This is a genomic window from Agromyces sp. NPDC058110, assembly GCF_042884735.1.
GTDB lineage: Bacteria > Actinomycetota > Actinomycetes > Actinomycetales > Microbacteriaceae > Agromyces.
Window position 1 is genome coordinate 161,086 of sequence record NZ_JBHVTI010000002.1, and the last position, 24,090, is coordinate 185,175.

General features: G+C 71.9%; 23 protein-coding genes and 1 riboswitch. Of the genes, 7 read left to right on the top strand and 16 right to left on the bottom strand.

Annotation, left to right across the window (positions count from 1 at the left end):
- Positions 1–69: 69 nt before the first annotated feature.
- From ACFVS8_RS05390 to ACFVS8_RS05405, 4 genes are all read left to right on the top strand, one after another.
- A complete protein-coding gene (locus ACFVS8_RS05390; protein WP_387058578.1) occupies positions 70–696 on the top strand; it encodes a PadR family transcriptional regulator in 627 nt (208 codons plus the stop codon).
- 208 nt (positions 697–904) lie between these two features.
- The gene (locus ACFVS8_RS05395) at positions 905–2,437 is read left to right on the top strand and encodes a glyceraldehyde-3-phosphate dehydrogenase (protein ID WP_387058581.1); all 1,533 of its coding nucleotides are present in this window, start codon (positions 905–907) and stop codon (positions 2,435–2,437) included.
- Between the two features lie 150 nt (positions 2,438–2,587).
- Positions 2,588–3,763 (top strand): thiolase family protein, encoded by a 1,176-nt coding sequence (locus ACFVS8_RS05400; protein ID WP_387058584.1) that lies wholly within the window; start codon positions 2,588–2,590, stop codon positions 3,761–3,763.
- 119 nt (positions 3,764–3,882) lie between these two features.
- Positions 3,883–4,671: an SDR family NAD(P)-dependent oxidoreductase gene (locus tag ACFVS8_RS05405; RefSeq protein WP_387058587.1), complete on the top strand. Its 789-nt coding sequence runs from the start codon at positions 3,883–3,885 to the stop codon at positions 4,669–4,671.
- Between the two features lie 145 nt (positions 4,672–4,816).
- Here ACFVS8_RS05405 and ACFVS8_RS05410 read toward each other — a convergent pair whose 3' ends face one another.
- The 3 genes from ACFVS8_RS05410 to ACFVS8_RS05420 all read right to left on the bottom strand — a co-directional run bounded on the left by ACFVS8_RS05410 (position 4,817) and on the right by ACFVS8_RS05420 (position 7,762).
- The gene (locus ACFVS8_RS05410) at positions 4,817–5,836 is read right to left on the bottom strand and encodes a permease prefix domain 1-containing protein (protein ID WP_387058589.1); all 1,020 of its coding nucleotides are present in this window, start codon (positions 5,834–5,836) and stop codon (positions 4,817–4,819) included.
- Positions 5,833–6,189: a PadR family transcriptional regulator gene (locus ACFVS8_RS05415; RefSeq protein WP_387058591.1), complete on the bottom strand. Its 357-nt coding sequence runs from the start codon at positions 6,187–6,189 to the stop codon at positions 5,833–5,835. The genes ACFVS8_RS05410 and ACFVS8_RS05415 overlap by 4 nt, the downstream gene beginning before the upstream one ends.
- Positions 6,190–6,319: 130 nt before the next feature.
- The gene (locus ACFVS8_RS05420) at positions 6,320–7,762 is read right to left on the bottom strand and encodes a helix-turn-helix domain-containing protein (RefSeq protein ID WP_387058594.1); all 1,443 of its coding nucleotides are present in this window, start codon (positions 7,760–7,762) and stop codon (positions 6,320–6,322) included.
- Positions 7,763–7,899: 137 nt separating this feature from the next.
- On the opposite strand from ACFVS8_RS05420, the gene ACFVS8_RS05425 reads away from it, so the two are divergent.
- The gene (locus ACFVS8_RS05425; protein WP_387058596.1) at positions 7,900–9,768 is read left to right on the top strand and encodes a phosphoenolpyruvate carboxykinase (GTP); all 1,869 of its coding nucleotides are present in this window, start codon (positions 7,900–7,902) and stop codon (positions 9,766–9,768) included.
- Positions 9,769–9,962: 194 nt separating this feature from the next.
- Complete coding sequence (locus tag ACFVS8_RS05430; protein WP_387058599.1) at positions 9,963–10,367, top strand: DUF1622 domain-containing protein; 405 nt, start codon at positions 9,963–9,965, stop codon at positions 10,365–10,367.
- A 100-nt stretch (positions 10,368–10,467) separates the two neighbouring features.
- Here the strand turns inward: ACFVS8_RS05430 and ACFVS8_RS05435 are convergent, their stop codons facing one another.
- From ACFVS8_RS05435 to ACFVS8_RS05455, 5 genes are all read right to left on the bottom strand, one after another.
- Positions 10,468–11,292 carry a hypothetical protein gene (locus ACFVS8_RS05435; protein ID WP_387058602.1) on the bottom strand — a complete coding sequence of 275 codons (825 nt, stop codon included), beginning with the start codon at positions 11,290–11,292 and terminating at the stop codon, positions 10,468–10,470.
- Between the two features lie 250 nt (positions 11,293–11,542).
- The gene (locus ACFVS8_RS05440; RefSeq protein ID WP_387058605.1) at positions 11,543–13,429 is read right to left on the bottom strand and encodes an ABC transporter ATP-binding protein; all 1,887 of its coding nucleotides are present in this window, start codon (positions 13,427–13,429) and stop codon (positions 11,543–11,545) included.
- A gap of 115 nt (positions 13,430–13,544) precedes the next feature.
- Positions 13,545–13,772 carry a hypothetical protein gene (locus ACFVS8_RS05445; protein WP_387058608.1) on the bottom strand — a complete coding sequence of 76 codons (228 nt, stop codon included), beginning with the start codon at positions 13,770–13,772 and terminating at the stop codon, positions 13,545–13,547.
- A gap of 116 nt (positions 13,773–13,888) precedes the next feature.
- Entirely contained in the window at positions 13,889–14,833 is a 945-nt protein-coding gene (locus ACFVS8_RS05450) for a carbohydrate kinase family protein (RefSeq protein WP_387058611.1), read from the bottom strand.
- Positions 14,817–15,758 carry a pseudouridine-5'-phosphate glycosidase gene (locus tag ACFVS8_RS05455; protein ID WP_387058614.1) on the bottom strand — a complete coding sequence of 314 codons (942 nt, stop codon included), beginning with the start codon at positions 15,756–15,758 and terminating at the stop codon, positions 14,817–14,819. The genes ACFVS8_RS05450 and ACFVS8_RS05455 overlap by 17 nt, the downstream gene beginning before the upstream one ends.
- A gap of 154 nt (positions 15,759–15,912) precedes the next feature.
- Here ACFVS8_RS05455 and ACFVS8_RS05460 point away from each other — a divergent pair, with 154 nt between their 5' ends.
- Positions 15,913–16,263 carry a hypothetical protein gene (locus ACFVS8_RS05460; RefSeq protein ID WP_387058617.1) on the top strand — a complete coding sequence of 117 codons (351 nt, stop codon included), beginning with the start codon at positions 15,913–15,915 and terminating at the stop codon, positions 16,261–16,263.
- A 44-nt stretch (positions 16,264–16,307) separates the two neighbouring features.
- Here the strand turns inward: ACFVS8_RS05460 and ACFVS8_RS05465 are convergent, their stop codons facing one another.
- The 8 genes from ACFVS8_RS05465 to ACFVS8_RS05500 form a co-directional block, all read right to left on the bottom strand.
- A complete protein-coding gene (locus tag ACFVS8_RS05465) occupies positions 16,308–16,715 on the bottom strand; it encodes a hypothetical protein (protein ID WP_387058620.1) in 408 nt (135 codons plus the stop codon).
- 271 nt (positions 16,716–16,986) lie between these two features.
- Positions 16,987–18,357 (bottom strand): MFS transporter, encoded by a 1,371-nt coding sequence (locus tag ACFVS8_RS05470; protein ID WP_387058622.1) that lies wholly within the window; start codon positions 18,355–18,357, stop codon positions 16,987–16,989.
- A gap of 268 nt (positions 18,358–18,625) precedes the next feature.
- Positions 18,626–18,979: a Fe-S protein gene (locus ACFVS8_RS05475; protein WP_387058625.1), complete on the bottom strand. Its 354-nt coding sequence runs from the start codon at positions 18,977–18,979 to the stop codon at positions 18,626–18,628.
- Between the two features lie 116 nt (positions 18,980–19,095).
- A complete protein-coding gene (gene ribH / locus ACFVS8_RS05480; protein ID WP_387058628.1) occupies positions 19,096–19,566 on the bottom strand; it encodes a 6,7-dimethyl-8-ribityllumazine synthase in 471 nt (156 codons plus the stop codon).
- Complete coding sequence (ribA, locus tag ACFVS8_RS05485) at positions 19,563–20,867, bottom strand: GTP cyclohydrolase II (RefSeq protein ID WP_387058631.1); 1,305 nt, start codon at positions 20,865–20,867, stop codon at positions 19,563–19,565. The genes ribH and ribA overlap by 4 nt, the downstream gene beginning before the upstream one ends.
- A complete protein-coding gene (locus ACFVS8_RS05490) occupies positions 20,864–21,571 on the bottom strand; it encodes a riboflavin synthase (protein ID WP_387058634.1) in 708 nt (235 codons plus the stop codon). Before ACFVS8_RS05490 ends, ribA begins: the two co-directional genes overlap by 4 nt.
- Position 21,572: 1 nt before the next feature.
- Complete coding sequence (gene ribD, locus ACFVS8_RS05495; RefSeq protein WP_387058637.1) at positions 21,573–22,664, bottom strand: bifunctional diaminohydroxyphosphoribosylaminopyrimidine deaminase/5-amino-6-(5-phosphoribosylamino)uracil reductase RibD; 1,092 nt, start codon at positions 22,662–22,664, stop codon at positions 21,573–21,575.
- Between the two features lie 71 nt (positions 22,665–22,735).
- Positions 22,736–22,880, bottom strand: a riboswitch (FMN riboswitch).
- A 140-nt stretch (positions 22,881–23,020) separates the two neighbouring features.
- Positions 23,021–24,013, bottom strand: a complete 993-nt coding sequence (locus tag ACFVS8_RS05500; protein ID WP_387058640.1) for a sugar-binding transcriptional regulator — start codon at positions 24,011–24,013, stop codon at positions 23,021–23,023.
- Between the last annotated feature and the right edge of the window lie 77 nt (positions 24,014–24,090).

Consider the following 24,090-nt stretch of genomic DNA (forward strand, 5'->3'; position numbering starts at 1 on the left):
AATCGTGTCGGGTTGGGTATTACCCATAGTCAATCATTAACTATTCATCGACGCAACTATGATGGAGTCATGCCGCCCGCCGCGAACCGCCGGTCGCCGACCGCGCTCGTCGTGCTCGCGACGCTCACCGAGCGTCCGTTGCACACGTACGCCCTCCACCGGCTCCTCCAGGAGCGCGGCAAGACCGAGGTCGTCGCGATCCCCACTCGCGCCTCGCTCTACCCCGTGCTCGACCGGCTGCAGCGCAGTGGGCTCATCGACGTCGACCGGGTCGAGCGCGAGGCGGGCCGCCCCGAGCGCACGGTCTTCCGGGTGACCGACCTCGGGGCATCCACGGTCGCCGAGTGGCTGCGCGACTACCTCTCCGCGGGCACCTCGGAGCGGGCCGGCTTCACGGCCGCTCTGTCGTTCGCGATGCTCCTGCCGTCGGACGAGGTCGCCGACGCGCTCGAGCGGCGTCGCGACGCCCTCGGCGTCGAGCGCGCGTCGCTCGTCGACGGGCTCGCCGCGGGCGACGAGCTCGGGCTCCCCGAACTGTTCCAGCTCGACGAGCGGTACCGCATCGCCCTGCTCGACGCCGACCTCGAGGCCGTCGAGGGGCTGATCGCCCGGCTCCGTTCGGGCGAGCTCGCCTGGAGCCGCGAGTGGATCGCCGAGGTCGCCGAACGCCTCGGCGGCGAAGCGCCCGCCCTCTGACCGGTGACCGGCATTCGGAATCGGTATACATCGCGTCAGAGAAGGTATGAACCGGTCTCCGCCCCGTACAGCACGCCCGCAGGCATGGTTGCCTAGAATCGAAGCATCCCCCTGAAGTGACCCGTGGCCGATGCTGCTCACCGGCAGGCTCGTCCACGCCCGACCAGGTCGACGACGCCCTCCCGCTTCGCGGCCGAGAAAGAGCCCCGTGAGCCTCGAATTCGACGCCAGCCGTGCCCGATGGACCGCCCGAGAGGAGCTCGCCGAGCGGATGATCCCGCTCATCGGCGGCCTCTACCGCGACCACGGGGTGGTGACCTCCATCCACGGCCGCCGCCTCATCAACCGTTCGCCCATCGAGCTGCTGAAGGCGCACCGCTTCGCCCGCCAGGCCGGCGACGTCGCGCTCGACCCGGTCGACACCATGCAGGTGCTCGAGGCGCTCCGCGAGATCGCCCCCGGCCCCGCCTCGCTCGATCTCGCGCGCCTCATCACCGGCTACGCGGCATCCGCCCCCGAGGGCGAGCGCGTCGCGCTCGTCGACTACCTGCGCGGCGAGCTCGCCGACGTCCTCGTCGACGCCGACCGCCCCGCACGCCAGGGCACCGACGTCGTGCTCTACGGCTTCGGCCGCATCGGACGCCTGCTCGCCCGCATCCTCATCGCGCACTCGGGCGACGCGAACGGCCTGCGCCTGCGCGCCGTCGTCGTGCGCAAGGGGTCGGCGAACGACCTCGTGAAGCGTGCGAGCCTGCTGCGCCGCGACTCGGTGCACGGCCCCTTCCAGGGCACCATCGAGGTCGACGAGGATGCCAACACGATCCTCGCGAACGGCACCCTCATCCAGGTGATCCACGCGAACGACCCCGCCGCGATCGACTACACCGCCTACGGCATCCACGACGCGATCGTCGTCGACAACACGGGCCGCTGGCGCGACGAGGAGGGGCTCTCGCAGCACCTCCGCTCGACGGGCGTCGCCCGCGTGCTGCTCACCGCGCCGGGCAAGGGCGCGCTCAAGAACATCGTGCACGGCATCAACGACGGCGACATCGAGGCATCCGACCGCATCCTCTCGGCCGCGTCGTGCACGACCAACGCGATCACGCCCGTGCTGAAGGCCGTCGAAGACGCGTACGGCGTCGTTCGCGGTCACGTCGAGACCGTGCACTCGTTCACGAACGACCAGAACCTCATCGACAACTTCCACTCGGGCGACCGTCGCGGCCGATCGGCGGCGCTCAACATGGTCATCACCGAGACCGGTGCGGCCAAGGCCGTCGCGAAGGCGCTGCCCTCGTTCGCGGGCAAGCTCACCGGATCGGCGATCCGCGTGCCCACGCCCGACGTGTCGCTCGCGATCCTGAACCTCCAGCTCGATCGCCCCACCTCGAAGGACGAGATCAACCGCTACCTCCGCCAGGTCTCGCTCACGTCGCCGCTGCGCCAGCAGGTCGACTACATCGAGTCGGCCGAGGTCGTCTCGACCGACTTCGTGGGGTCGAGCCGTGCGGGCATCGTCGACGGGCTCGCCACGATCGCCGACGGCACCGACGCGGTGCTCTACGTCTGGTACGACAACGAGTACGGCTACTCGTGCCAGGTCGTGCGCGTCATCGAGAAGATGGCCGGCACCCACCCGGTCGTGCTGCCCGTGCGCGAGCCCGTCGTGCTCGCCGCGCTCGACGCCGCGCTCGACCTGGGCGACGCCGAGGCCGCAGCCGAGCTCGTAGCCGGCTGATCCGCCGCGCCGCCGGGCGCATTCGAAGTGCAGCGGATGCCGCGAGCCCACGTCGGGCCCGCGGCATCCGTCGTTCTGGAGGACCGCCCGCGAGCTGAGCCGCCCTCGGGGAATCCGTCGTCGCGTCGGCCCGGACGTAGGCTTGCACGCATGAGCGCCGAAGCCGTCATCGTCGATGTGATCCGCACTCCCGTCGGGCGCGGCAAGCCGGGCGGCATGCTCTCGGGCGTGCACCCCGTCGACCTGCTCGCGGGCGTGCTCGACACGCTCGTGAACCGCAACGACCTCGACCCCGGCCTCGTCGACGACGTCATCGGCGGATGCGTCAGCCAGGTCGCCGAGCAGTCGTACAACGTGACCCGCAACGCCGTGCTGGCCGCCGGGTTCCCCGAGCACGTGCCGGGCACGACGATCGACCGCCAGTGCGGATCGAGCCAGCAGGCGGCGACGTTCGCCGCGCAGGCCGTGATGTCGGGCCAGGCCGACATCGTCATCGCGTGCGGCGTCGAGTCGATGAGCCGGGTGCCCCTCGGGTCGAGCGCGGCGGGCGCGAACCCGTACGGTTCGCGCCTTGCCGGCCGGTACCCCGAAGGGCTCGTGAACCAGGGCGTCTCGGCCGAGCTCATCGCCGAGAAGTGGGGCTTCTCGCGCGGCGACCTCGACGCGTACGCCGCTCGCTCGCACGCGCTCGCTGCGGCTGCGGGGGAGTCGGGCGCATTCGCGACCGAGGTCGTGCCCGTGCCGGGCGTCGACGGCCTCGCCGACGAGACCGTGCGTGCCGGCACGACGGCCGAAGGCCTGGCCGGGCTCAATCCCGCGTTCCGCACCGACGCGCTCGCCGAGCGGTTCCCCGACCTCGACTGGCGCATCACGCCGGGCAACTCGTCACCGCTCACCGACGGCGCGTCGGCCGCGCTGATCATGAGCGCGGATGCCGCGGAGCAGCTCGGGCTCACGCCGCGGGCGCGGTTCCGGGCGTTCTCGGTCGTCGGCAGCGACCCGCTGTACATGCTCACGGGCGTCATCCCGGCGACCGCGAAGGTGCTCGAGCGCGCGGGTCTCTCGCACGACGACATCGACGCCTACGAGGTCAACGAGGCGTTCGCGTCGGTACCGCTCGCCTGGCTCGCCGAGACCGGGGCGGATGCCGCGAAGCTCAACCCCCGCGGCGGCGCCATCGCCCTCGGCCACGCGCTCGGCTCGTCGGGCACGCGTCTGCTCACGACCCTCGTGAACCAGCTCGAGGCCACCGGCGGCCGCTACGGCCTGCAGACGATGTGCGAGGGCGGCGGCATGGCCAACGCCACGATCATCGAACGCATCTGAACGTTCCACCCACCACCCACCACCCACCCCGACGAGACGGTCGAACGGTCGCGAATGGTCGGAACACCGACCCGAAGGCGACCATCCGCGACCGATCGATCTCGGAGAACGGAGCACACATGCACCTCGAAGGCGCATCCGCCATCGTCACCGGAGGGGCCTCCGGCCTCGGCCGGGCCACCGCACGCACGCTGCTCGACGCCGGCGCGTCCGTCGTGCTCGTCGACCTGCCCGGCCCCCGCGGCGAGGAGGCCGCGGCCGAGCTCGGCGATCGCGCGCACTTCGTCGCGGCCGACGTCGCGAACGAGGCCGAGGTGCAGGCGGCCGTGGCCGTGGCATCCGCTCTGGGACCGTTGCGGGTCGCCGTGAACTGCGCGGGCATCGCGACGGGCAATCGCACCGTCGGGCGAGAGGGACCCGCGCCGCTCGACGTGTTCGAGCGCACCATCCGCGTGAACCTCATCGGCACGTTCAACGTGACGCGCCTCGCGGCGGCGGCGATGGCCGAGACCGAGCCGACCGTCGGCCAGGTGCCGGGCGGCCCCGAGACGGCCGAGCGCGGCGTGATCGTCAACACCGCGTCGGTCGCCGCGTTCGACGGCCAGATCGGCCAGGCCGCCTACTCGGCGTCGAAGGGCGGCGTCGCGGCGATGACCCTGCCGCTGGCGCGCGACCTGTCGAAGCTGCTCATCCGCGTCGTCACGATCGCGCCCGGCATCTTCGAGACGCCCATGATGGCCGGCATGGCGCAGGAGATCCAGGACTCGCTCGCCGCCCAGATCCCGCACCCGTCGCGCTTCGGCTCGCCCGCCGAGTACGCGGCCCTCGTGCGCTCGATCATCGCGAACCCGATGCTGAACGGCGAGACGATCCGCCTCGACGGCGCCATCCGCATGGGGCCGAAGTAGGGAGCACGGCACAACTCCGGATGCCGCGGGCGCCCGCCCGGCGCGTCGGTCGACTGCCGCGCTGCGTCGTCGCCCGCATCCGGAGCCTGAGCACGGAACGAGGGGCGGATGCCGCGGCATCCGCCCCTCGTCGCGCGCTCGGCGTTCAGACCTGCGACTGCGAGCGCACGCTGCGGTTGCCCGGGAAGTCGAGCGTGCCGCGCCCGCCGCCCTTGGCGGCCTTGATGATGCCGTCGATGCAGTCCCACGCGCAGACCCCGACGACCGCGGCGACGAAGATCACCGAGAGCACCCACTGCGCGTCGGCGTCGAGGTGCGGCTGCACGAGCTCGACGAACTCGGGGCTGAGCAGGCGGCCCTCGACGAAGAGCCACACGGCGGGGATGGCGAACGCCGCGTTCAGCACGACGTTCACGGCCGCGTTGGCCCAGTTCCAGTCGCTGCGGTAGATCCACACGGCGAACGCGGCCTCGAGCGCGAGCAGCACCAGGAGGTACGGCAGCCAGAACGACCACAGGGCGGGGTCGAGCAGCGGGACGTCGGTGCGCTCGCCGTCGATCCACACGGCGCCGAACTGCTGCCAGACGACGAACCCCGCGGCGATCGCCAGCCACACGAGCGCGGCGATGAGGTCGGCGCGCCGGTGCGGGCGGCGGACCTCGGGCAACTGCGGCAGCTGATCGGGCGTCCACGACAGGGCCTCGTCGACGTCGGTGCCCGTGCTGGCGCCGTAGCGCTCGATGAACGCGAACACGAGCGTGACCCAGAACGCCAGCTGCACGGCCACGGTGATGGCGATGCCGACCGCCTGGCCGATGACCTCCCACCCGGCGCCGCCGATGACCATGCCGAAGGCCGCGACCGCCGCGACCGTGACCGGCACGAACGACTCGAGGAAGACCAGCAGCCGCTTCCAGATGAGGTAGTAGCGCGGCCCGATCAGCATGAGCGGCCGGTCGCTGTACGTCGCCGCGAGGGCCGCGGGGTGCCCGAGCTCGACGAGCGCATCGCGCTCCGCGGTGTCGGGTGTCGAGGCGCCCGCCTCGATGCGCGCGTCGATCGTGTCGGCGATGCGCTCGGCGAGGTCGCGGGACAGCTCCTCGCGCTGGGCGGCCGGCAGGCTGCGGGTCGCCGCGAACAGGTAGCGGTCGGTGAGCTCGGTCATGATGCGTCTCCAGTCGATGCGGCCGGGCCGGTGAGCCCGGTGAGGGCGTCGTCGATGCGGCGCCAGTCGGTCATGAGGGCGACTGCGAGGGCGTCGCCGGTGGGGCTCGTGCGGTAGAACTTGCGTGGCCTCGCTTCGTCGGTGTTCCACTCGCTCGTGAGCAGCCCCTGCTTCTCGAGGCGCCGCAGCAGCGGGTAGAGGGTGTTCGCGTCGACGAGGATGCCGAGGCCGTTCAGTGATTCGAGCAGCGCGTACCCGTAGTCGGGCGTGCGGAGTCGCACGAGGCAGGCGAGCACCACGGTGCCGCGGCGCAGCTCCTGCAGGTGCGCGGTCGTCGTCTCATCGATGTCCATGACTGACACGATACTGTGCGTCGCACACTATTGCAATAGGCGCTATAACGTGACGGATGCCGCGGCAGCCCGCCGCGGCATCCGTCATGCGAAGTCTCCGGGCTCGGCCCGTCGCGACTCCCGTCGCGCCCTACTGCCCGGCGTGCTCCTCGAGGAACGCGTACACCTCGGCGTCGTCGACGCCGGGGAACGTGCCGGACGGCAGCGGCGACAGCACGTGGGCGTGCAGGCGTGCACTCGGCCAGGCCCGGCCGGCCCAGCGCTCGGCGAGGCCCTCGGGCGCCCGGCGGCAGCAGGCCTCGTCGGGGCACGTCGACACGGCGCGCACGGTGGTCTCGCGGCCGCGGAACCACTTGGCCTGGGCGAACGGCACGCCGACCGAGATCGAGAACTCCGCGGCATCCGTTCGGCCGGTCTGGGTGGCGCACCAGAAGGTGCCCGCGGGTGTGTCGGTGTACTGGTAGTTCTCGGTCGTGCGGTTCGTGTGCTCGAACGCGGTGCGCGCGCTCCACTTCTTGCACACCCACTGCCCCTCGATCGAACCCGTGACATCGGTGGGCAGGGGCAGCCCGTCGTTCTCGTAGCCCTTGAGCAGTGCGCCGTCGCCGGCCACGCGCAGGAAGTGCACGGTCATGTCGAGGTACTCGGTGCCGAGGTTCGTGAAGCGCAGGGCCGCGGCCTCGTGCGTGACGCCGAACGCGTCGCGGAAGTCCTCGATGGCGAGCCGCTTCTCCTTCTTCGCCTGCTGGAGGAACGCGACCGACGCGTCGCGCGGCATGAGGCACGCCGCCGCGAAATAGTTGATCTCGAGCCGCTGCCAGAGGAACTCGTCGTAGCTCGCGGGCGGCTGGTGCCCGAGCAGGCGGTGGGCCATGGCCTGCAGCGCCATCGAGCGCAGGCCGTGCCCGCCGGGGATCGACGCCGGAGGCAGGTAGATGCGCCCGTTCGAGAGGTCGGTGATCGACCGCGTCGAGTCGGGCAGGTCGTTGACGTAGATGAGCTGGAACCCGAGTCGTTCGGCCATGACGCTCACCTCGCGGTGCGTCACGGCGCCCGTGCGGTGGCCGGCGGCGCGCACCTGCTCCTCGGCGAGCTGCTCGATCTCGGGCAGGTGGTTGTGGCGGTCGCGCATGCGCTCGCGCAGTTGGGTGTTGGCGCGCCGTGCCTCTTCGGGCGTCGCGATGGCCTGGCTCGCCCGCCGCTGCAGCTCGCGGTGCAGCCCCACGATCGCCTCGAGGGTCTCGTCGCCGATGCCGCGGCCGGCGCGGATCGCCGGCAGCCCGAGGCTCGCGTAGAGCGGGCTCGCCTGCGCGCGGCCGAGCTCGAGCTCGAGGGCGGCGCGCGGGCTCGGCGCCTCGCGCGAGAGGAGGTCTTCGAGCCCGATGCCGAACGCCGTCGCGAGCGCGTCGAGCGTCGAGAGCTTCGGCTCCCGCTTGCCGTTCTCGATGAGCGAGAGCTGCGAGCCGGCGAGCCCGACCGCCTCGCCCGTCTGGTCGAGGGTCATGCCGCGCTCGCCGCGGAAATGGCGGATGCGCTGACCAAGGGTCGCGAGATCGGTGGTTCCGGCCTTCATGCCTTAAGCCTATCGAAAGAAGAACGATTCTTAACACGCGAAATGGCCTTTCGGATGTCTCGATCTGCCGCATTCTGGAAATACGAACCGATTCCGGGGCCGCCACGAGGCGATCCGGCACCACAGAAGGGACGACGATGACCATCTCCGAGTTCACGCCCGGCACCGAGGCATCCGTCGAAGCATCCGCCCCCGCGCCGCACGGCACGACCGACCACGACCTCCGCGCGTGGGTCGCCGAGATCGCCGCGCTGACCAAGCCCGACGAGATCGTCTGGTGCGACGGGTCGAAGCACGAGGCCGACCTGCTGACCAAGCAGCTCGTGGCCGAGGGCAAGCTCATCAAGCTGAACCCCGAGTGGCGTCCCAACAGCTATCTCGCACGCACCGACCCCCGCGACGTCGCCCGGGTCGAGGACCGCACCTTCATCTGCTCGACCTACGAGGAGGACGCCGGCCCGACGAACAACTGGCGCGACCCCAAGGCCATGCGCGGCGAGCTCGACGACGTGTTCGACGGCTCGATGAAGGGCCGCACGATGTACGTCGTGCCGTTCTCGATGGGCCCGCTCGGCGGCCCGATCAGCCAGCTCGGCGTCGAGATCACCGACTCGCCGTACGTCGTGCTGTCGATGGGCATCATGACGCGCATGGGCGCTCAGGTCTACCGCCTCATCGAGGCCGGCGAGCCGTGGGTGCGCACCGTGCACTCGGTCGGCCACCCGCTCGTCGACGGCGTCGGCCACCGCGTCGCCGAGGTCGACTGGCCGTGCAACGAGACCAAGTACATCGTGCAGTTCCCGGATTCGCGTGAGATCTGGTCGTACGGCTCGGGCTACGGCGGCAACGCGCTGCTCGCGAAGAAGTGCTTCGCGCTCCGCATCGCGAGCGTCATGGCGCGTGACGAGGGGTGGCTCGCCGAGCACATGCTGCTCATCAAGATCACCTCGCCCGAGGGCGGCGTCTACCACGTGGCCGCGGCGTTCCCGTCGGCGTGCGGCAAGACGAACCTCGCCATGCTGCAGCCGACGATCCCCGGCTGGACGGTCGAGACGATCGGCGACGACATCGCCTGGATGCGACCCGGTGCCGACGGGCGCCTGTACGCGATCAACCCCGAGGCCGGCTTCTTCGGCGTCGCGCCGGGCACCGGCGCGTCGACCAACCCGACCGCGGTCGACACGCTCTGGGGCAACACGATCTTCACGAACGTGGCGCTCCGCCCCGACGGCGACGTCTGGTGGGAGGGGCTGACCGACGAGGTGCCCGCCGAGCTCACCGACTGGGAGGGCAACCCGTGGACCCCGGCATCAGGCCGGCCCGCAGCGCACCCGAACTCGCGCTTCACGGTGGCCGCGCAGCAGTGCCCGCAGATCGCCGACGACTGGGACGCCCACGACGGCGTGCCGATCGACGCGATCCTGTTCGGCGGTCGCCGCGCGACGAACGTGCCGCTCGTCGCCGAGGCCCGCTCGTGGAAGCACGGCGTGTTCATGGGCGCGACCATCTCGAGCGAGAAGACGGCGGCCGCAGAGGGCACCGTCGGCGAGCTCCGCCGCGACCCCTTCGCGATGCTCCCGTTCTGCGGGTACAACATGGCCGACTACTGGAGCCACTGGGTCAAGATGGGGCGCACGCTCGGCACGAACGCGCCGCGCATTTTCCAAGTCAACTGGTTCCGCAAGGGCGCCGACGGCGACTTCCTCTGGCCCGGGTTCGGCGAGAACGCCCGGGTGCTCGAGTGGATCGTCGGTCGCATCGAGGGCACCGCAGACGTGCAGGAGACGCCGATCGGCCTGCTGCCGGCATCCGGCGCCCTGAACCTCGACGGCCTCGAGATCGAGGACGCGGCGCTCGAGCAGCTGTTCGACGTCGACCGCGACTCCTGGCTCGCCGAATGCGCACTGACCGAGGAGTACTTCGAGCAGTTCGGCGATCGCGTGCCGGCGGCCCTCCGCGCCGAGCTCGCGAGCCTGCGCTACCACCTGGAGCACCAGGTCGCGTAGCGCAGACGGCATCTGACGACGCGCCCCAGGGGGACGGGGCGCGTCGTCGATGCGAAGGGCGGATGCCGCGGGCCGGCGTGCACGGGAAGGTGCGCCGGCCCGCGGTATCCGTTCGTGGGGAGCGGTTCGCGCCACCGGCACGTCGCGCGTCGGCTCGCCGACCGCGCCGCTAGCGTGTGGCGCAAGGGGGCGACATGGGCGAATTCGGATTCGGCACGTTCATCGAATCGGTCGGCGAGGTCATCGACGTGCTCGGCGTCGTCGCGATCGTGGTCGGCGTGCTGTACGCCTCCCTCGATGCCGCCTTCCGGGGGCTGCGTCGGCGCAGCCCCGTCTACACGCGGTTCCGTCGGGTGCTCGGACGGGCGATCCTGCTCGGGCTCGAACTGCTCGTCGCGGCCGACATCATCAAGACCGTGGCCGTGACGCCGACGCTCGAGTCGGTCGGCGTGCTGGCGATCATCGTGGTCATCCGGACGTTCCTCAGCTGGTCGCTCGAGCTCGAGATCTCGGGTCGGTGGCCGTGGCAGAAGCGTGCCGGCGTCGATGACGAACCGGCCGAGGCCGGGCAGGGGTCCGCCGCCCGTGCCGCCGGCTGAACCGTTCGGGCGGAGAGACGCCGATCGGTCGCGATGCGCCGCGCCTCCGGGTCTGGAGCGGCGGGTCGCGACCGACCGGCGAGCGGTGCGGCCGACCGGCTCAGTCGAGGTGCCCGAGCACGCGCAGCAGCGCGGTCGGCGCGTAGCGGTACTCGACGGTGCCGGTCGCACCGGGTTCGACGGGGCCGATCCACGTGCTGGTGCCCTCGTGCACGCGCACCCAGCCGTTCTCGAAGAGCAGCTCCGTGCCGACGACGAAGGCGAGCGCCGGGGTCTCGCCTTGGCGCACGGCGATCGAACCCTCGAACACGTGCGACGCCGAGGCGTCCTGGTCGGCCTTGCACGGTACGCCCACGAGCGGCCGGACGATGGGCGTGCGGAACCCGGGGGTCTCGAAGGGGCTGGCCTTCGCGGCGTCCGCCACGATGCCGAAGTGCACGCTCGTCGACATGAGGCCGAGGTCGGCCTGGCCGTCGAGCACGAGGCGGCTCGACGCGCGGAAGCGGTAGAAGAGGCGACCCGACTCGCGGGCCGGAGGCAGCACCGCGGTGCTCGCCCAGTTGCGCGACCAGGTGAGTGCGCCCTCGCCGCGGGTGGGCGGGTCGTAGAGCGAGGCGGTCACGCGCACGGCGCCGTCGGGTGCCGAGGCCGACGACCGCAGCGCCGATGCGCCCGCGAGGCCGGTCGGCGCGACGTCGCGCACGGGCGTGAACGCGGGCAGCCGCTGCGGCTGCCACGTGCGCAGCCAGGCCTGCAGGCTGGACTGCACGCGGTCGAACGAGTCGCCGTGCCCGCGGCGGGCGGGGCTCTCGTCAGCGACGGCGTTCGGCAGGTCCTCGATGAGGTCGACGGGCAGCCGGTCGAGGCTCGTCGCCGCGCGTGCGTCGCGGACGTCGCGCAGGTCGGTCACGGGGGCGATGCTCATGATGGGGATTCCTTCGGTGCGGATGTCGCTGGCATCCGGACTTCGGACGCAGAACCACACGCTACGAACGCGCGGCATCCGCTCCATCCGAGCAGACCCTGAGGTTTGCTCGGGTCAGCCCCGAGATGCCGCTGCGACCGTCGGGCCCGACGGGCTCGCCGTCAGCGCCGAAGCCCGAGACGACGGATGCCGCGGCGCCGTGCCCGTGAAGAGCGCCCGCGCCGCGGCATCCGCCGTGCTGCTGAACCGCTCAGACGAGCAGCTGGTGCTCCGCGAGCTCGCGGTACAGCGGCACCGACTCGACGAGCTCGCCGTGCGTGCCCTCCCCGATGACGCGGCCGCCGTCGAGCACGACGATGCGGTCGGAGTCGACCACGGTCGAGAGGCGGTGGGCGATGACGATGAGCGTTCGCTCGGCGGCGACCGCATCGATGGCCTCGCGCATCATGCGCTCGTTGACGCCGTCGAGCGACGACGTCGACTCGTCGAGCAGCAGGATCGGGGGAGCCGCGAGCAGCGCCCGCGCGATCGCGAGGCGCTGGCGCTCGCCGCCCGAGAGCATGATGCCGTCTTCGCCGACGGCGGCGTCGAGGCCGCGGGCGTCGCGGTCGAGCACGCTGCCGAGGTTCACGGCGCGCAGCACGTGCTCGCACTCGGCGTCGGTCGCGTCGGGGCTGCCGAGCATCAGGTTGTCGCGCAGGGTGCCGGCGAGCACGGGCGCGTCCTGCTCGACGTACCCGATCTGGGCGCGGAGGTCGCGGCGCTCGAGCGAGCGCAGGTCGAGCCCGCCCATGCGCACGGTGCCGACCGACGGGTCGTAGAACCGCTCGACGAGCGCGAGGATGGTCGACTTGCCCGCGCCCGACGGGCCGACGAGCGCGACGCGCTGCCCGCGCGGCACGTCGAACGAGACGCCGCGCAGCACCGGCTGACGTTCGGTGACCGACGGCTCGGCCCGCACCGAGTCGGGGGAGTCGTTCGCGGGGTCGGCGGGGTCGTTCGGGGTCGACGCGTAGGCGAAGTGCACGTCGTCGAAGCTGACGGCCGGAGCGTCGGGCAGCACGCCCGCGTTGGCCTCGCCGACCATGAGCGCGAGCGGCGCGAGGTCGCGGTCGTGCGCGTCTTCGTCGGGCAGGTCGAGGATCTCCTGGATGCGGCCGAGCGCGCCGAGGGCCTGGTTGACCGAGGTGATGGCACCGAAGAAGAGGCCGAGCGGCATGATCATCATGAACAGGAACAGGATGAACGCGACGAGGTCGGCGATCTCGATGGCGCCCGAGGCGACGCGGTAGCCGCCGACGCCGAGCACGACGAGGAACGACACCTGCATGGCGATGCCCGCGACGGGCACGATGAGCGCCGAGATCTTCGCGACGTCGACGCCCTTCTGCCAGGCGCCCTCCGCTTCGGCGTCGATCGTGCGGACCTCGCGCTCGGTCGCTCCGGCGGCGCGGATGGTGCGCACCGAGCTGATGGCGCGCTCGACGGATGCGGCGACCGCGCCGACGCGCTCCTGCGCGGCGTGCGAGGCGTCGCGCACGCGCATCGACAGCAGCGTCACGGTGACGATCGCGATCGCGATGACGAGCACCGTGAGTCCGAGCAGCACGGGGTCGATGACGAGCATCGCGATGAGCGCGCCGATGAAGGTGACCGTGCCGCCGATGGCCTCGACGAGCCCTTGCGTGAGCACGGCCCTGAGCATCGTGGTGTCGCTGCCGACGCGCGAGACGAGGTCGCCCGTGCGGCGCGTGTCGAACTCGGCGATGGGCAGGTTCAGCATCTTCGCGGCGAGCCGCTTGCGGCTCGAGAGCACGATGCCCTCGCCGGTGCGCTGCAGCAGGTAGTGCTGGTAGCCGGTGATGACGGCGTTCACGACGACGAGCGCGACGAGCGCCCAGACGATGCCGCCGAGGGCGTCGCCGGCCTCGACGACGGTGATGACCTGGCTCACGAGCAGCGGCTGGGCGAGGCTCGCGATCGCGGCGATGATCGACAGCAGCGCGACCCAGATGAGCACGGGGCGGTGCTCGAAGATGAACGGCAGCAGTTGCGAGAACGAGGCGCGGGGGCCCTCGGTCTTGGCGGGGCGTGCGAAGGGGCTGCGTCGGGCGGGTCGGTTCTGCGTCTGGCTCATCTTCTCTTCCTGGGCGCGCGTGCGTCGGATGTCGCCGCCGACCGGTTCGCGCGAATCGCCCGAACCAGCCTACGACCCCCCACTCTGAGGGTCCGCCGTGTGCGGGCCGACCTGCTCAGCTGCGCCCGTACTTCTTGTGCACGGCCTGCTTGGACACCTCGAGGGCGAGGGCGATCAGCTGCCAGCTCGCACCCGTGGCGCGGGCCTTGCGCACGGCGACGGCCTCGGCCCGGTCGAGCTCGAGGTTCACCGCGATGCGCGCGTGGTGCAGGTCGCGGAGGGCGCGGTAGGGGTCGTCGCCGTCGGCCGCGGCGATGGCGGTGCGGAGGGTCGTGTCATCCATGGCGTCAACCGTAGTTGACGCCTTGCCTGACGTCAACTTTGATTGACGCCGGCGTGCGCGACGCGTCTCGTTGTGCGCGGCAGGCGGCCTCCCATGACAGCCGGCGCCCGGTGTCGTCAGGACGTGTGCGCCCCCGGATTCGTCAGCACGGATGCCGCGGCGCGATGCCCGGCGAGTGCGGCCGCAGCGGCATCGGCCCCGCTGATCGACGCCGCGAGGTACCCGGCCGCGAACGCGTCGCCCGCACCCGTGAGGTCGCGGATGCCCGTCACCGGCTCGACGTCGACGCGCGCCACGAGCACCCCGCCCGAGATCACGTCGGTGGGCAGCGCGCCGTGCTTGACGACCACGGTCGGGGCGACGGATGCCGCGGCCGGCCCGCCCCCGGAGAGCCCGAGCAGCGCGGCCTCGTCCTCGTTCGCGAAGAGCACGTCGGGGCGGATGCCGCGCACGAGCTCGAGCGCGAACTCCACGCCGAGCCCGTCGAGGAGCCCCGTCGACGAGGCGTCGACCGACACGCCAGCGCCGCGATCGCGGGCGAGCTCGGCGAGCCGGGCCAGCTCGCCGCGCATCGGCTCGCGCTCGAGCCCGTAGGCGGGCAGGTGCAGCCAGGCGACGCCGTTGAGCCACGCGGCATCCACCCCCTCGAGCACGGCCGAGGCGCCGCGGTCGGGATACATCGTGCGTTCGCCGTCGACGTCGACGAGCAGCACGACGGTGCCCGTGCGACCGGCGCGCTGCACGCGCACGTCGACCCCGCTCTCGGCGAGGGCGGTCGCGAGGGCGTCGCCCGCGGCATCCGCCCCGACCCGGCCGATGAACCGCGTCGGCGCGAGCGGGGCCGCGAGCGCGGCCACGTTCGCCGCGCTGCCGCCGCGGGCGCGGAACACGCGGGCCGCAGTGTCGGTCGCACGGTGCACGGGCTCGCTGGCCCACACGACGATGTCCTCGACGAGGTCGCCCGCGACGGCGAGCACGCCGCGGGCGCACGCCGCGTCGACCGGTTCGACGGCGTCGGCCGCGCCCACCGCGCCGACCGCCGGCTCACCCGGCGACGGCACGCGCGATCTCCGAACCGAGGGCGACGTTGCCGCGGTACACCTCGAGGTTCACCTCGAGGCTGCGCCCGCCCGTCGCCCGCTGCACGTGGTCGAGCAGGAACGGCGTCGTGTCGTGGCCGGTGACGCCCTGGGCGGATGCCGCGGCGAGCCCTTCGGCCAGCGCCCGGTCGTGCAGCGCGGGGTCGAGCTGCAGGGCCTCGTCGACCGGGTTGGCCACGAGCACGGCCTGCGGCAACCCGAGTTCGTCGCGCGCCTGCGCCAGCGCAGCGGCATCCGCGGGGCTCTCGATGCGGTAGTCGAGCGCGAAGCCCGAGTCGGTGACGTAGAACGCCGGATACCGGTCGGTTCGATACCCGACCACCGGGATGTTCAGCGTCTCGAGGCGTTCGAGCGTCGCGCCGATGTCGAGGATCGACTTGACGCCCGCGCTCACGAGCGTGATCGGCGTCGTCGCGAGCGTGCCGAGGTCGGCCGACTCGTCGAACGTCTCGCTCGCACCGCGGTGCACGCCGCCGAGCCCTCCGGTCGACATCACGCGGATGCCCGCGCGGTGCGCGAGCCACGCGGTCGCCGCCACGGTCGTGCCGGCGTCGAGCCGCTTCGCCCGGGCGATCGGCAGGTCGCGCAGGCTCGCCTTCACGACCCGTGTCGGCGCGGCCGGGCTGCCGTCGGACTCGCCGCACAGGCGCTCGATCTCGGCGGGCGCCAGGCCGACGACGGGCGTGCCGTCGATCACGCCGATCGTCGCGGGCGTCACGCCGAGGTCGCGCACCTGCGCCTCCGACGCGAGCCCGACCTCGAGGTTCCGCGGATGCGGCAGTCCGTGCGTGAGGATCGTCGACTCGAGGGCGAGCACGGGGCGCCCGGCCGCAAGCGCGTCGCGGACCTCGTCGGAGATGCGGATGCCGGCTGTCGATGGCTGCATGGCGTCATCGTAGGGCGAGGCGGTCGACGCAGGCACCGGGCGACCGGCGAGCCGTCCGGCGGCGTGTGTCGGCGTGTGACGGGTGCCCGCGACATCCGCAGATCGGGGGCGTAACGTCGCCTGCACCGCGAACCACGAGAACCGAGGAGCCCTCATGTCGCACCGCGAGCCGCACGCCGTCACCACGCCCCGCACGGGCGAGGTCATGGGCATGCGCGGCTGCGAGCGGGCGGCCGAGTGCGCGAGCGATCGTCCGGGCCACGGGCTCAACGCCGTGCAGGCGCGCCTCGCTGCGGCGACGCCCAGCAAGTGGATCGACGCGGTCGTCACGTCGGTGCGCGCCGACGGGTTCGTGTGGCTCGCGACGCTCGACGGGGGCATCCGCCGCGTCTGGCATCACGAGGCGTTCGAGGGCGCGCTCGCAGTCGGCGACCCGGTCGCACTGCACGGCCTGTACGGCGTGCTCGTCGCGGGCGATCAGCGCTTCAGCGTCGCCGACGCCTGACCGCCCGGCGCACGCGGAACCCGCACCTTCGAAGGCGGTCGGGCTCACGCCATGGGCATGGCCTCGCTCATCATGCCCATCATCTTCTCCATCGACATGACTACCTGATCGCAGGCCATCGCGCACATGCGGCAGTGCTCGCTCATCGCGGCGTGCATCATGCACTCGGCCGAGCAGGCGCGCGCCATCATCGCGGTCGACTGCATCATCGACATCATCACGCCCATGTCCCAGCCGTGCATGCGCAGCATCATCTTCATCATGGTGTCGCACATGTCGGCGCAGTTCGCGCACATGGAGGCGCAGCGCCCCATGCCCTCGGATGCGTCGGCGTCGGCGCACATGACGCACGCCTGCACGCACGCCGAGAGCGCCTCGAGACACTCCTGCATCATCATCGGATCCATGCCCTGCATGGGCATCTCCGACGACGACATCGCGCCCTTCATCATGTCCATCGTCATGTTCATCGCACGCCCGCTCTCCGGGCCTCGAGCGCCGACGGTTCGGCGGCGGATGACTCGGCTGCCCTGTGCGCGCCATGCTACGCCGCGGCGATCATGGCCTGAAGGCCCGGGCGTGACGATCGTGTGAACGGCGGCTCACGGTGCACGGGGCGGAGCCCGTCGGTGAGCGGACACCCCCGGCATGCACGAAGGGCGGATGCCGAGACATCCGCCCTTCGGGATGACGGATGCCGCGGCATCCGTCGTGCGAACCCTTCTACGCGTCGAGGTCGACGTCCTTCGTCTCCTTCGAGACGAGCAGGGCGATGAGCGTCAGCACGGCCATGACCGACAGGTAGACGCCGACCCAGAACGGGCTGCCGCCGCCGGCCTGCCAGAGCGCGACCGCAATGAAGGGAGCGACCGCGGCACCGAGGATCGACGACACGTTGTACGAGATGCCCGAGCCCGTGTAGCGCACGTTGGTCGGGAACAGCTCGGGCAGCAGCGCGCCCATGGGGCCGAACGTGAGGCCCATGAGCGAGAAGCCCACGACGAGCCAGATCATGACGCCCGCGAAGCCCGCGTTCAGCAGCGGCACCCAGACCAGGCCGAACACGATGATGCCGAGCGTGACCCAGATGAGCGTCTTGCGACGGCCCCAGCGGTCGGCGAGGGGGCCCGAGACGAGCGTGAACACGCCGAAGAAGAGCACGCCGCCGATGAGCATGAGCACGAACGTCGAGTACGAGTAGCCGAGACCGGGCAGCGCGCCCTCCGCCGCTTCGACCGGGGCGCGGCCATAGCTCAGCGAGAACGTCGTCATCAGGTAGAAGAGCACGTAGGTCGCGAGCATGAAGAAGGTGCCGAGGATGAGCTGCTTCCAGTAGCTCTTGAACACGGTCGCGAGCGGCAGGCGCTTCAGCTTGCCCTGCTTCGACGCCTTCGCGAACGCGGTCGACTCGACGAGGCGCAGCCGCACCCAGAGGCCGACGGCCACCATGACCACCGAGAACAGGAACGGGATGCGCCAGCCCCAGTCGAGGAACGCCTGCGACGGCATCGACGGGTCGTCGCTCGGCAGCACCGCGGCGATGATGAGGAACAGGCCGTTCGCGATGATGAAGCCGATCGGCGCGCCGAGCTGCGGGAACGTGCCGTACCAGGCGCGCTTGCCCTGCGGGGCGTTCTCGGTCGCGACGAGCGCGGCGCCCGACCATTCGCCGCCGAGCGCGAAGCCCTGCGCGATGCGGAGGATCACGAGCAGCAGCGGGGCGAGCCAGCCGACGAGCGCGTACGTCGGCAGCACGCCGATGAGGAACGTCGCGATGCCCATGGTGAGCAGCGCGCCGACGAGCGTCGCCTTGCGGCCGTGCTTGTCGCCGAGGTGGCCGAAGACGACCGCGCCGAGCGGGCGCGCGACCATCGCGGCGCCGAAGACCGCGAACGACGAGAGCAGCGCCGTGGTGGCGTCTCCGGTCGGGAAGAACAGGTGCGGGAACACGAGCACCGCGGCCGTGGCGTAGACGTAGAAGTCGTAGAACTCGATCGTCGTGCCGATGAGGCTCGCGAGGATCACGCGGCTGCGCGGATTGGCGGGGGTCGTGCTCGGTGCGGGTGCGGCCGTGGCCGCGGATGATGCAGACATCAGGTGCGAAGACTCCAGGGTGGTGCTGACGGTCCGTTGGTCGGACGCTGCGCATCGCGGCAGGTCGGTCCGGCCGGGCCGCGCGGCAGAAGTGGGGGAATCGTCGCTTGTGGCAACCGACAGAGCCTACGTCGAGGCGAGCCGGCCGGCGCCCCAAGCGGCACCTCCATGCGACGAGCGGTGGCGATAATGCGACGAACGGCCGGATGCCGAGGCATCCGACCGTTCGGAAGGGTGATCGCGGAGCGTGCACGCCGCCGCGGCGGCGTCAGCGCCAGATGACCGCGAGCGCGGCGTTCAGCGCCGTCAGGATGCCGATCGCCCAGAACATCCACCGCGGCACGGCCTGGTCGCGCTTCTGGCGGGCCGACCCGATGCCGATGAACGCGCCGATGACGAGGAGCACGACGAGCTTCGTGCCGATCTTGGCGTAGTTCAGGTCGTACTCGATGCCCCACGGCGCGGCCAGCGCGAGGCCGGCGACGGCCGCGATGAGCAGCCCCCAGTTCATGAGGCGGGTCACGCCGTAGCGACGGTTCACCGCCTCGACGGCCCAGGATCCGAAGAGCAGGGCGAACCCGATGAGGTGGATGAACACGACGATGTGGCGCAGGATCTCCATACCGCGAGTCTAGTTCTACGCGGTGTCGAAACGACCCATCGAAAGGTGGAGCGCGCGCGCCGCACCCGACGTCGCACCCATCAAGGTTCGACGGCGGCGGGCGGCCGCCGAGGGGCTCAGCCGCGCACCGCGCGCAGGGCGCGCACAGTCGCGATCGCCGCCTCGGCCGCCTCGCGGCCCTTGTCCTCCTTCGAGCCGGGCAGGCCCGAACGGTCGATGCCCTGCTGCTCGTCGTCGAGGGTGAGCACGCCGAATCCGACGGGCTTGCCGGTGTCGAGCGCGACGCGCGTCAGGCCGTCGGTCGCCGCGGCCGAGACGTACTCGAAGTGCGGGGTGCCGCCGCGGATGATGACGCCGAGCGCCACGACCGCGTCGGCCCCGGCCTCGAGCGCGGCCTTCGAGACCACGGGCAGCTCGAAGCTGCCCGGCACGCGCACGAGCGTGTGCGAGGCCCCCGCCTCGTCGAGCGTGCGCTGCGCGCTCGCGATGAGCGCGTCGGTGATCACGTCGTGCCAGCTGCCGGCGACGATCGTCACGTCGAGGCCCGTGCCGTCGACGTCGAGAGTGGGGGAGCCTGCTCCGCTCATGATGCGTGTCCTTCCAGAAGGGCCTCAGCCGCGGCATCCGCGAGCTGGGCGTCGTCGATCGCGTGGCCCATGCGGCGACGCTTGGTCTCGAGGTACCCGGTGTTGACGGCCCCGACGCCGACGACGAGCGGCAGCCGCTCGACCACCCGGATGCCGTGCGCCTCGAGCTGGCGCACTTTCTCGGGGTTGTTCGTCAGCAGCCGCACGCGCTCGACGCCGAGGTCGGCGAGGATCGCGCTCGCGGCGCGGTAGTCGCGCGCGTCGGCCGGCAGGCCGAGCGCGACGTTCGCGTCGAGCGTGTCGAGGCCGTCCTCCTGCAGGCGGTAGGCGCGCAGCTTGTTGATGAGGCCGATGCCGCGCCCCTCGTGCCCGCGCAGGTAGACCACCACACCGCCGGCGTGCTGGATCTCCTGCAGGGCGGCGTCGAGCTGGGGTCCGCACTCGCACTTGAGCGAGCCGAAGGCCTCGCCGGTCAGGCACTCCGAGTGCACGCGCACGACGGCGCCCGCGGCATCCGTCGCCGGATCGCCGGCGATGATGGCCACGTGGTCGGCGCCCGTCTCCTGGTCGCGGTAGGCGCGCACCCGGAAGTCGCCGTGCACCGTGGGCAGGCCGGTCTCGACCTCGAAGGTCACGGGGGAGGACTCGGGAACCGTGGTCAGCACGGGTCCGCCGTCGAGGTCGTGGCCCGCGTGCCAGGTCTGCAGCCAGTCGATGAGCGCCGCGACCGTCGTGACGGGCAGCCCCTCGCGCTCGCCGAACTCGATGAGGCCGGGCAGTCGCATCATGTCGCCGTCGTCGGTCACGATCTCGCCGATGACGCCCACGGGCGACAGCCCGGCGAGGCGCATGAGGTCGACGGCCGCCTCGGTGTGCCCGGCGCGCTCGCGCACGCCGCCCTCGACGGCGCGCAGCGGGATGACGTGGCCGGGCCGCACGAGGCGGTCGGGCGTCGACTCGGGGTCGGCGAGCACGCGCAGGGTGTGGGCGCGGTCGCTCGCGCTGATGCCCGTCGAGGTGCGGTCGGCCGCGTCGACCGAGATCGTGTAGGCGGTGGTGCGCGCGTCTTCGTTGCGCTCGACCATGAGCGGCAGCTCGAGGCGGTCGGCGTAGGCGTTCGGCATGGGGGCGCAGAGGTACCCGCTCGTGTGGCGCACCATCCAGGCGATCCACTCGCGCGTGGCGAACTCGGCGGCCATGATCGCGTCGCCCTCGTTCTCGCGGCCCTCGTCGTCGGCGACGATCACGGGCTTGCCCGCGCGCAGCGCGTCGAGCACCTCCGGCATGGTCGCGAGCGTCATCGTGCGCCTCCGATCGTGGCGGGTGCCGGTTCGGCGGCGGGGTCGGCAGCGGGCGCGACGGGCTCGACGGGTGCGGCGAGCGACGACGGCAGCGATCGGTGCGCGTCGAGGCGCAGCATCCGCTCGACGTGCCTGGCGAGGATGTCGGTCTCGATGTTCACGCGGTCGCCGACCTCGAGCCCGCCGAGCGTCGTGGCTGTGAGGGTCTCGGGGATGAGGGAGACCTCGAACCACGAGCCGTCGGGCTCGTCGCCGAGCGCGCTGACCGTGAGCGAGACGCCGTCGACCGCGATCGAGCCCTTGTCGACCACGAGCGGGGCGTGCGCGGCGTCGAGCGAGAAGCGGATGACCCGCCACGCGTCGCCCGGCCGGATCTCGAGCACCCGTGCGGTGCCGTCGATGTGCCCCTGCACGATGTGGCCGCCGAGGCGGTCGCCGACGAGGGCCGCGCGCTCCAGGTTGACCCGGCGCCCGGCCTCGACGGAGTCGAGCGTCGACATCGCGAGGGTCTGCGCCATGACGTCGGCCGTGAACGACTCGTCGTCGAACGCGACGACGGTCAGGCACACGCCAGAGACCGAGATCGAGTCGCCGTGCTTGGCGCCGGTGACGGCGAGCGGGCCGCGCACCGTGATGCGTGCGGCGTCGGCGCCGTGCTCGACGCCGGTGACGGTGCCCAGGTCTTCGATGATTCCGGTGAACATGTCAGTTCCCTTCCGTGGTGCTGATCGAGGCGCGCGGGGCGCGGCTCGAGACCGGGTGGGCGACGAGCAGCACGTCGTCGCCGAGCCGCTCGATGGCGGCGAAGTCGTAGCGGCGGGCCTCGCCGATGGTGGTGACGCCGAGATCGAGGAGTGCGAGGCGGCCGCCGCCGAGCAGCGCGGGCGCGAGGTAGACGAGCACCTCGTCGGCGTACGCGGCCGCGATGAACGCGCTCGCGAGCGTCGGCCCTCCCTCGACGAAGAGCGAGCGGATGCCGCGCTTCGCCAGGTCGCGCAGGTCGGCGGTGAGGTCGGTGCCGTCGAGCCGCACGAGCGAGGCGGCCTCCGGGTGGCGCTCGATCGCCGCACCGGCGGGGACCTCGCGTCGCCCGAACACGACCGGGATCGGTTGGGCGTCGAGCAGCGCGCCGTCGGCGCCGCGGGCCGTGAGCGAGGGGTCGTCGGCCAGCACGGTGCCCGTGCCGACGGCGATCGCGTCGGCGGCGGACCGGCGCGTGTGCACGTCGCGGCGGGCCTCGGGCCCGGTGATCCACTGGCTGGTGCCGTCGTCGGCCGCGGCGCGGCCGTCGAGGCTCGAGGCCCACTTCAGGATGATCCGCGGGCGGTGCATGCGCGCGGCGAACAGCCAGTCGCCCAGGAAGACCTCGGCCTCGTCGACGATCGCCGCGTCGGCGAGTTCGACGTCGACGCCCGCGGCGCGCAGGCGGTCGGCGCCGCCCGAGGAGTGCTCGCCGGGGTCGGCGACCGCGTAGACCACGCGTGCGACGCCCGCGGCGATGAGCGCCTCGGCGCACGGGCCGGTGCGGCCGGTGTGGTTGCACGGCTCGAGCGTCACGACGGCGGTCGCGCCGACGGCCTCGCCCGGAGCCAGGCGGCTGAGCGCGTCGACCTCGGCGTGCGCGGTCCCGGCGCCGCGATGCCAGCCCTCGGCGAGCACGCGGCCGTCGGGGGAGAGCAGCACGCAGCCCACGCGCGGGTTCACGCCGCGCTCGGGGCCGTTGGCGGCGAGCTCGAGCGCGCGGCGCATCGCGAGTGCCTCGCGCGTGCCGCGGTCGTGGTGCGCCGCCGTCGTCATCCGTGGTCCTGTCGTCAGGCTCCGGGGATGTTCGGCAACGCCGAGAACGCCGACGGTGCACAGCACCGCCGACACGTGCCGCCTCCCATCCGGACTTTCACCGTCGGTTCCGGAATTCCACCGGATCAACCAGGGGAGTGAGGCCGAAGACCTCGCACCCGCAGTTCGCGGACTGTCACCGCCGGCTCGGAATTACACCGACCCCGGAGCACGTTGTTCGTGTCGATTCTACTCAACGCCGCATCGGCCGTCGTATTCCCCGTCGTTCGGCGCAATGGAGCGCTCCGGCGTCGTGGGGCGGATGCCGCAGGCGGCCGGGTCGGCACGGCGGCCCGCCGCGGCATCCGCTCGCTCCGTCAGTGCTCGAGCAGCGCGCGGGCCGTGCCCTCGTCGACGATGAGGTCGGTGATGAGGTCGGCCGCGAGCGCACCAGAGAGGCTCGCGAGCTTGGCGCGGCCCGAGACGACGCAGACGCGCCTCGGCGCACGGCGCAGCACCGAGAAGTCGGGGCCGGTCGCACGGTCGTTCAGCGCGATGCCGTCGGTGCTGCCGTCGGCGCGGTAGAACACGGTGGCGACGTCGCCGACGGCTCCCTCGCGGCTGAGCCCCGCGTAGTCGGCCGGGTCGAGGTAGCCGCCCTGGTACACGTGGCTCGGCACCTCGGCGAACGGCGATCCGACGCCGAAGAGCGCGACGTCCATGCCGGCCTGCAGGTCGAGCAGGCGCTGGGTGCTGCGCTCCCGCCAGAACGCGCGGCGGGTCTCGGGGTCGTCGAAGAACGCGGGCACGGGGAACTGCTGCACGCGCGCGCCGAACGCGTCGCCGAAGCGCCGCAGCAGCTCGCTCGCGTACACGATGCCCGTGGTGCGGCCGTTGCCCGCGCCGTTCAGCTGCACGATCTCGGTGTTGTGCGTCGACTTCGGCACGAGGTGGCGGCTCATCGCGCTCATGGTCGAGCCCCAGGCGATGCCGATCACCTGGTTCGAGTCGACGAACCGCCCGAGAATCCGTGCAGCCGAGAGGGCGACGCGGTCGAGGCGGTCGACGTCGCTCGCATGGTCGGGAACGGGCACGACGTGCGCGACGATGCCGAACCGGCCGAGGATCTCCTGCTCGATGCGGCTCGGCAGATCGTGCGGCGAGTGGATGGAGATCTCGACGAGCCCGCTCGCGCGGGCGTGGCTCAACAGGCGCGAAACCGAGGATCGCGAGGTGTGCAGCTCGTGCGCGATCGCATCCATCGTGAGGTCCTGCATGTAGTACAGGTGGGCCGCGCGCAGCGCCTCGCGCGTCTTGTCCGAGACCGCCTCGGCGCCCTGGGTCGCGTTGGGTCCGTGCTTCTCGTTCATATCCCTACCCTTGCACGTTTGTGCACGCGGCTTGCAACTGCGTGCGGTCGAGTCGACGATGTATTCATCCACATCGG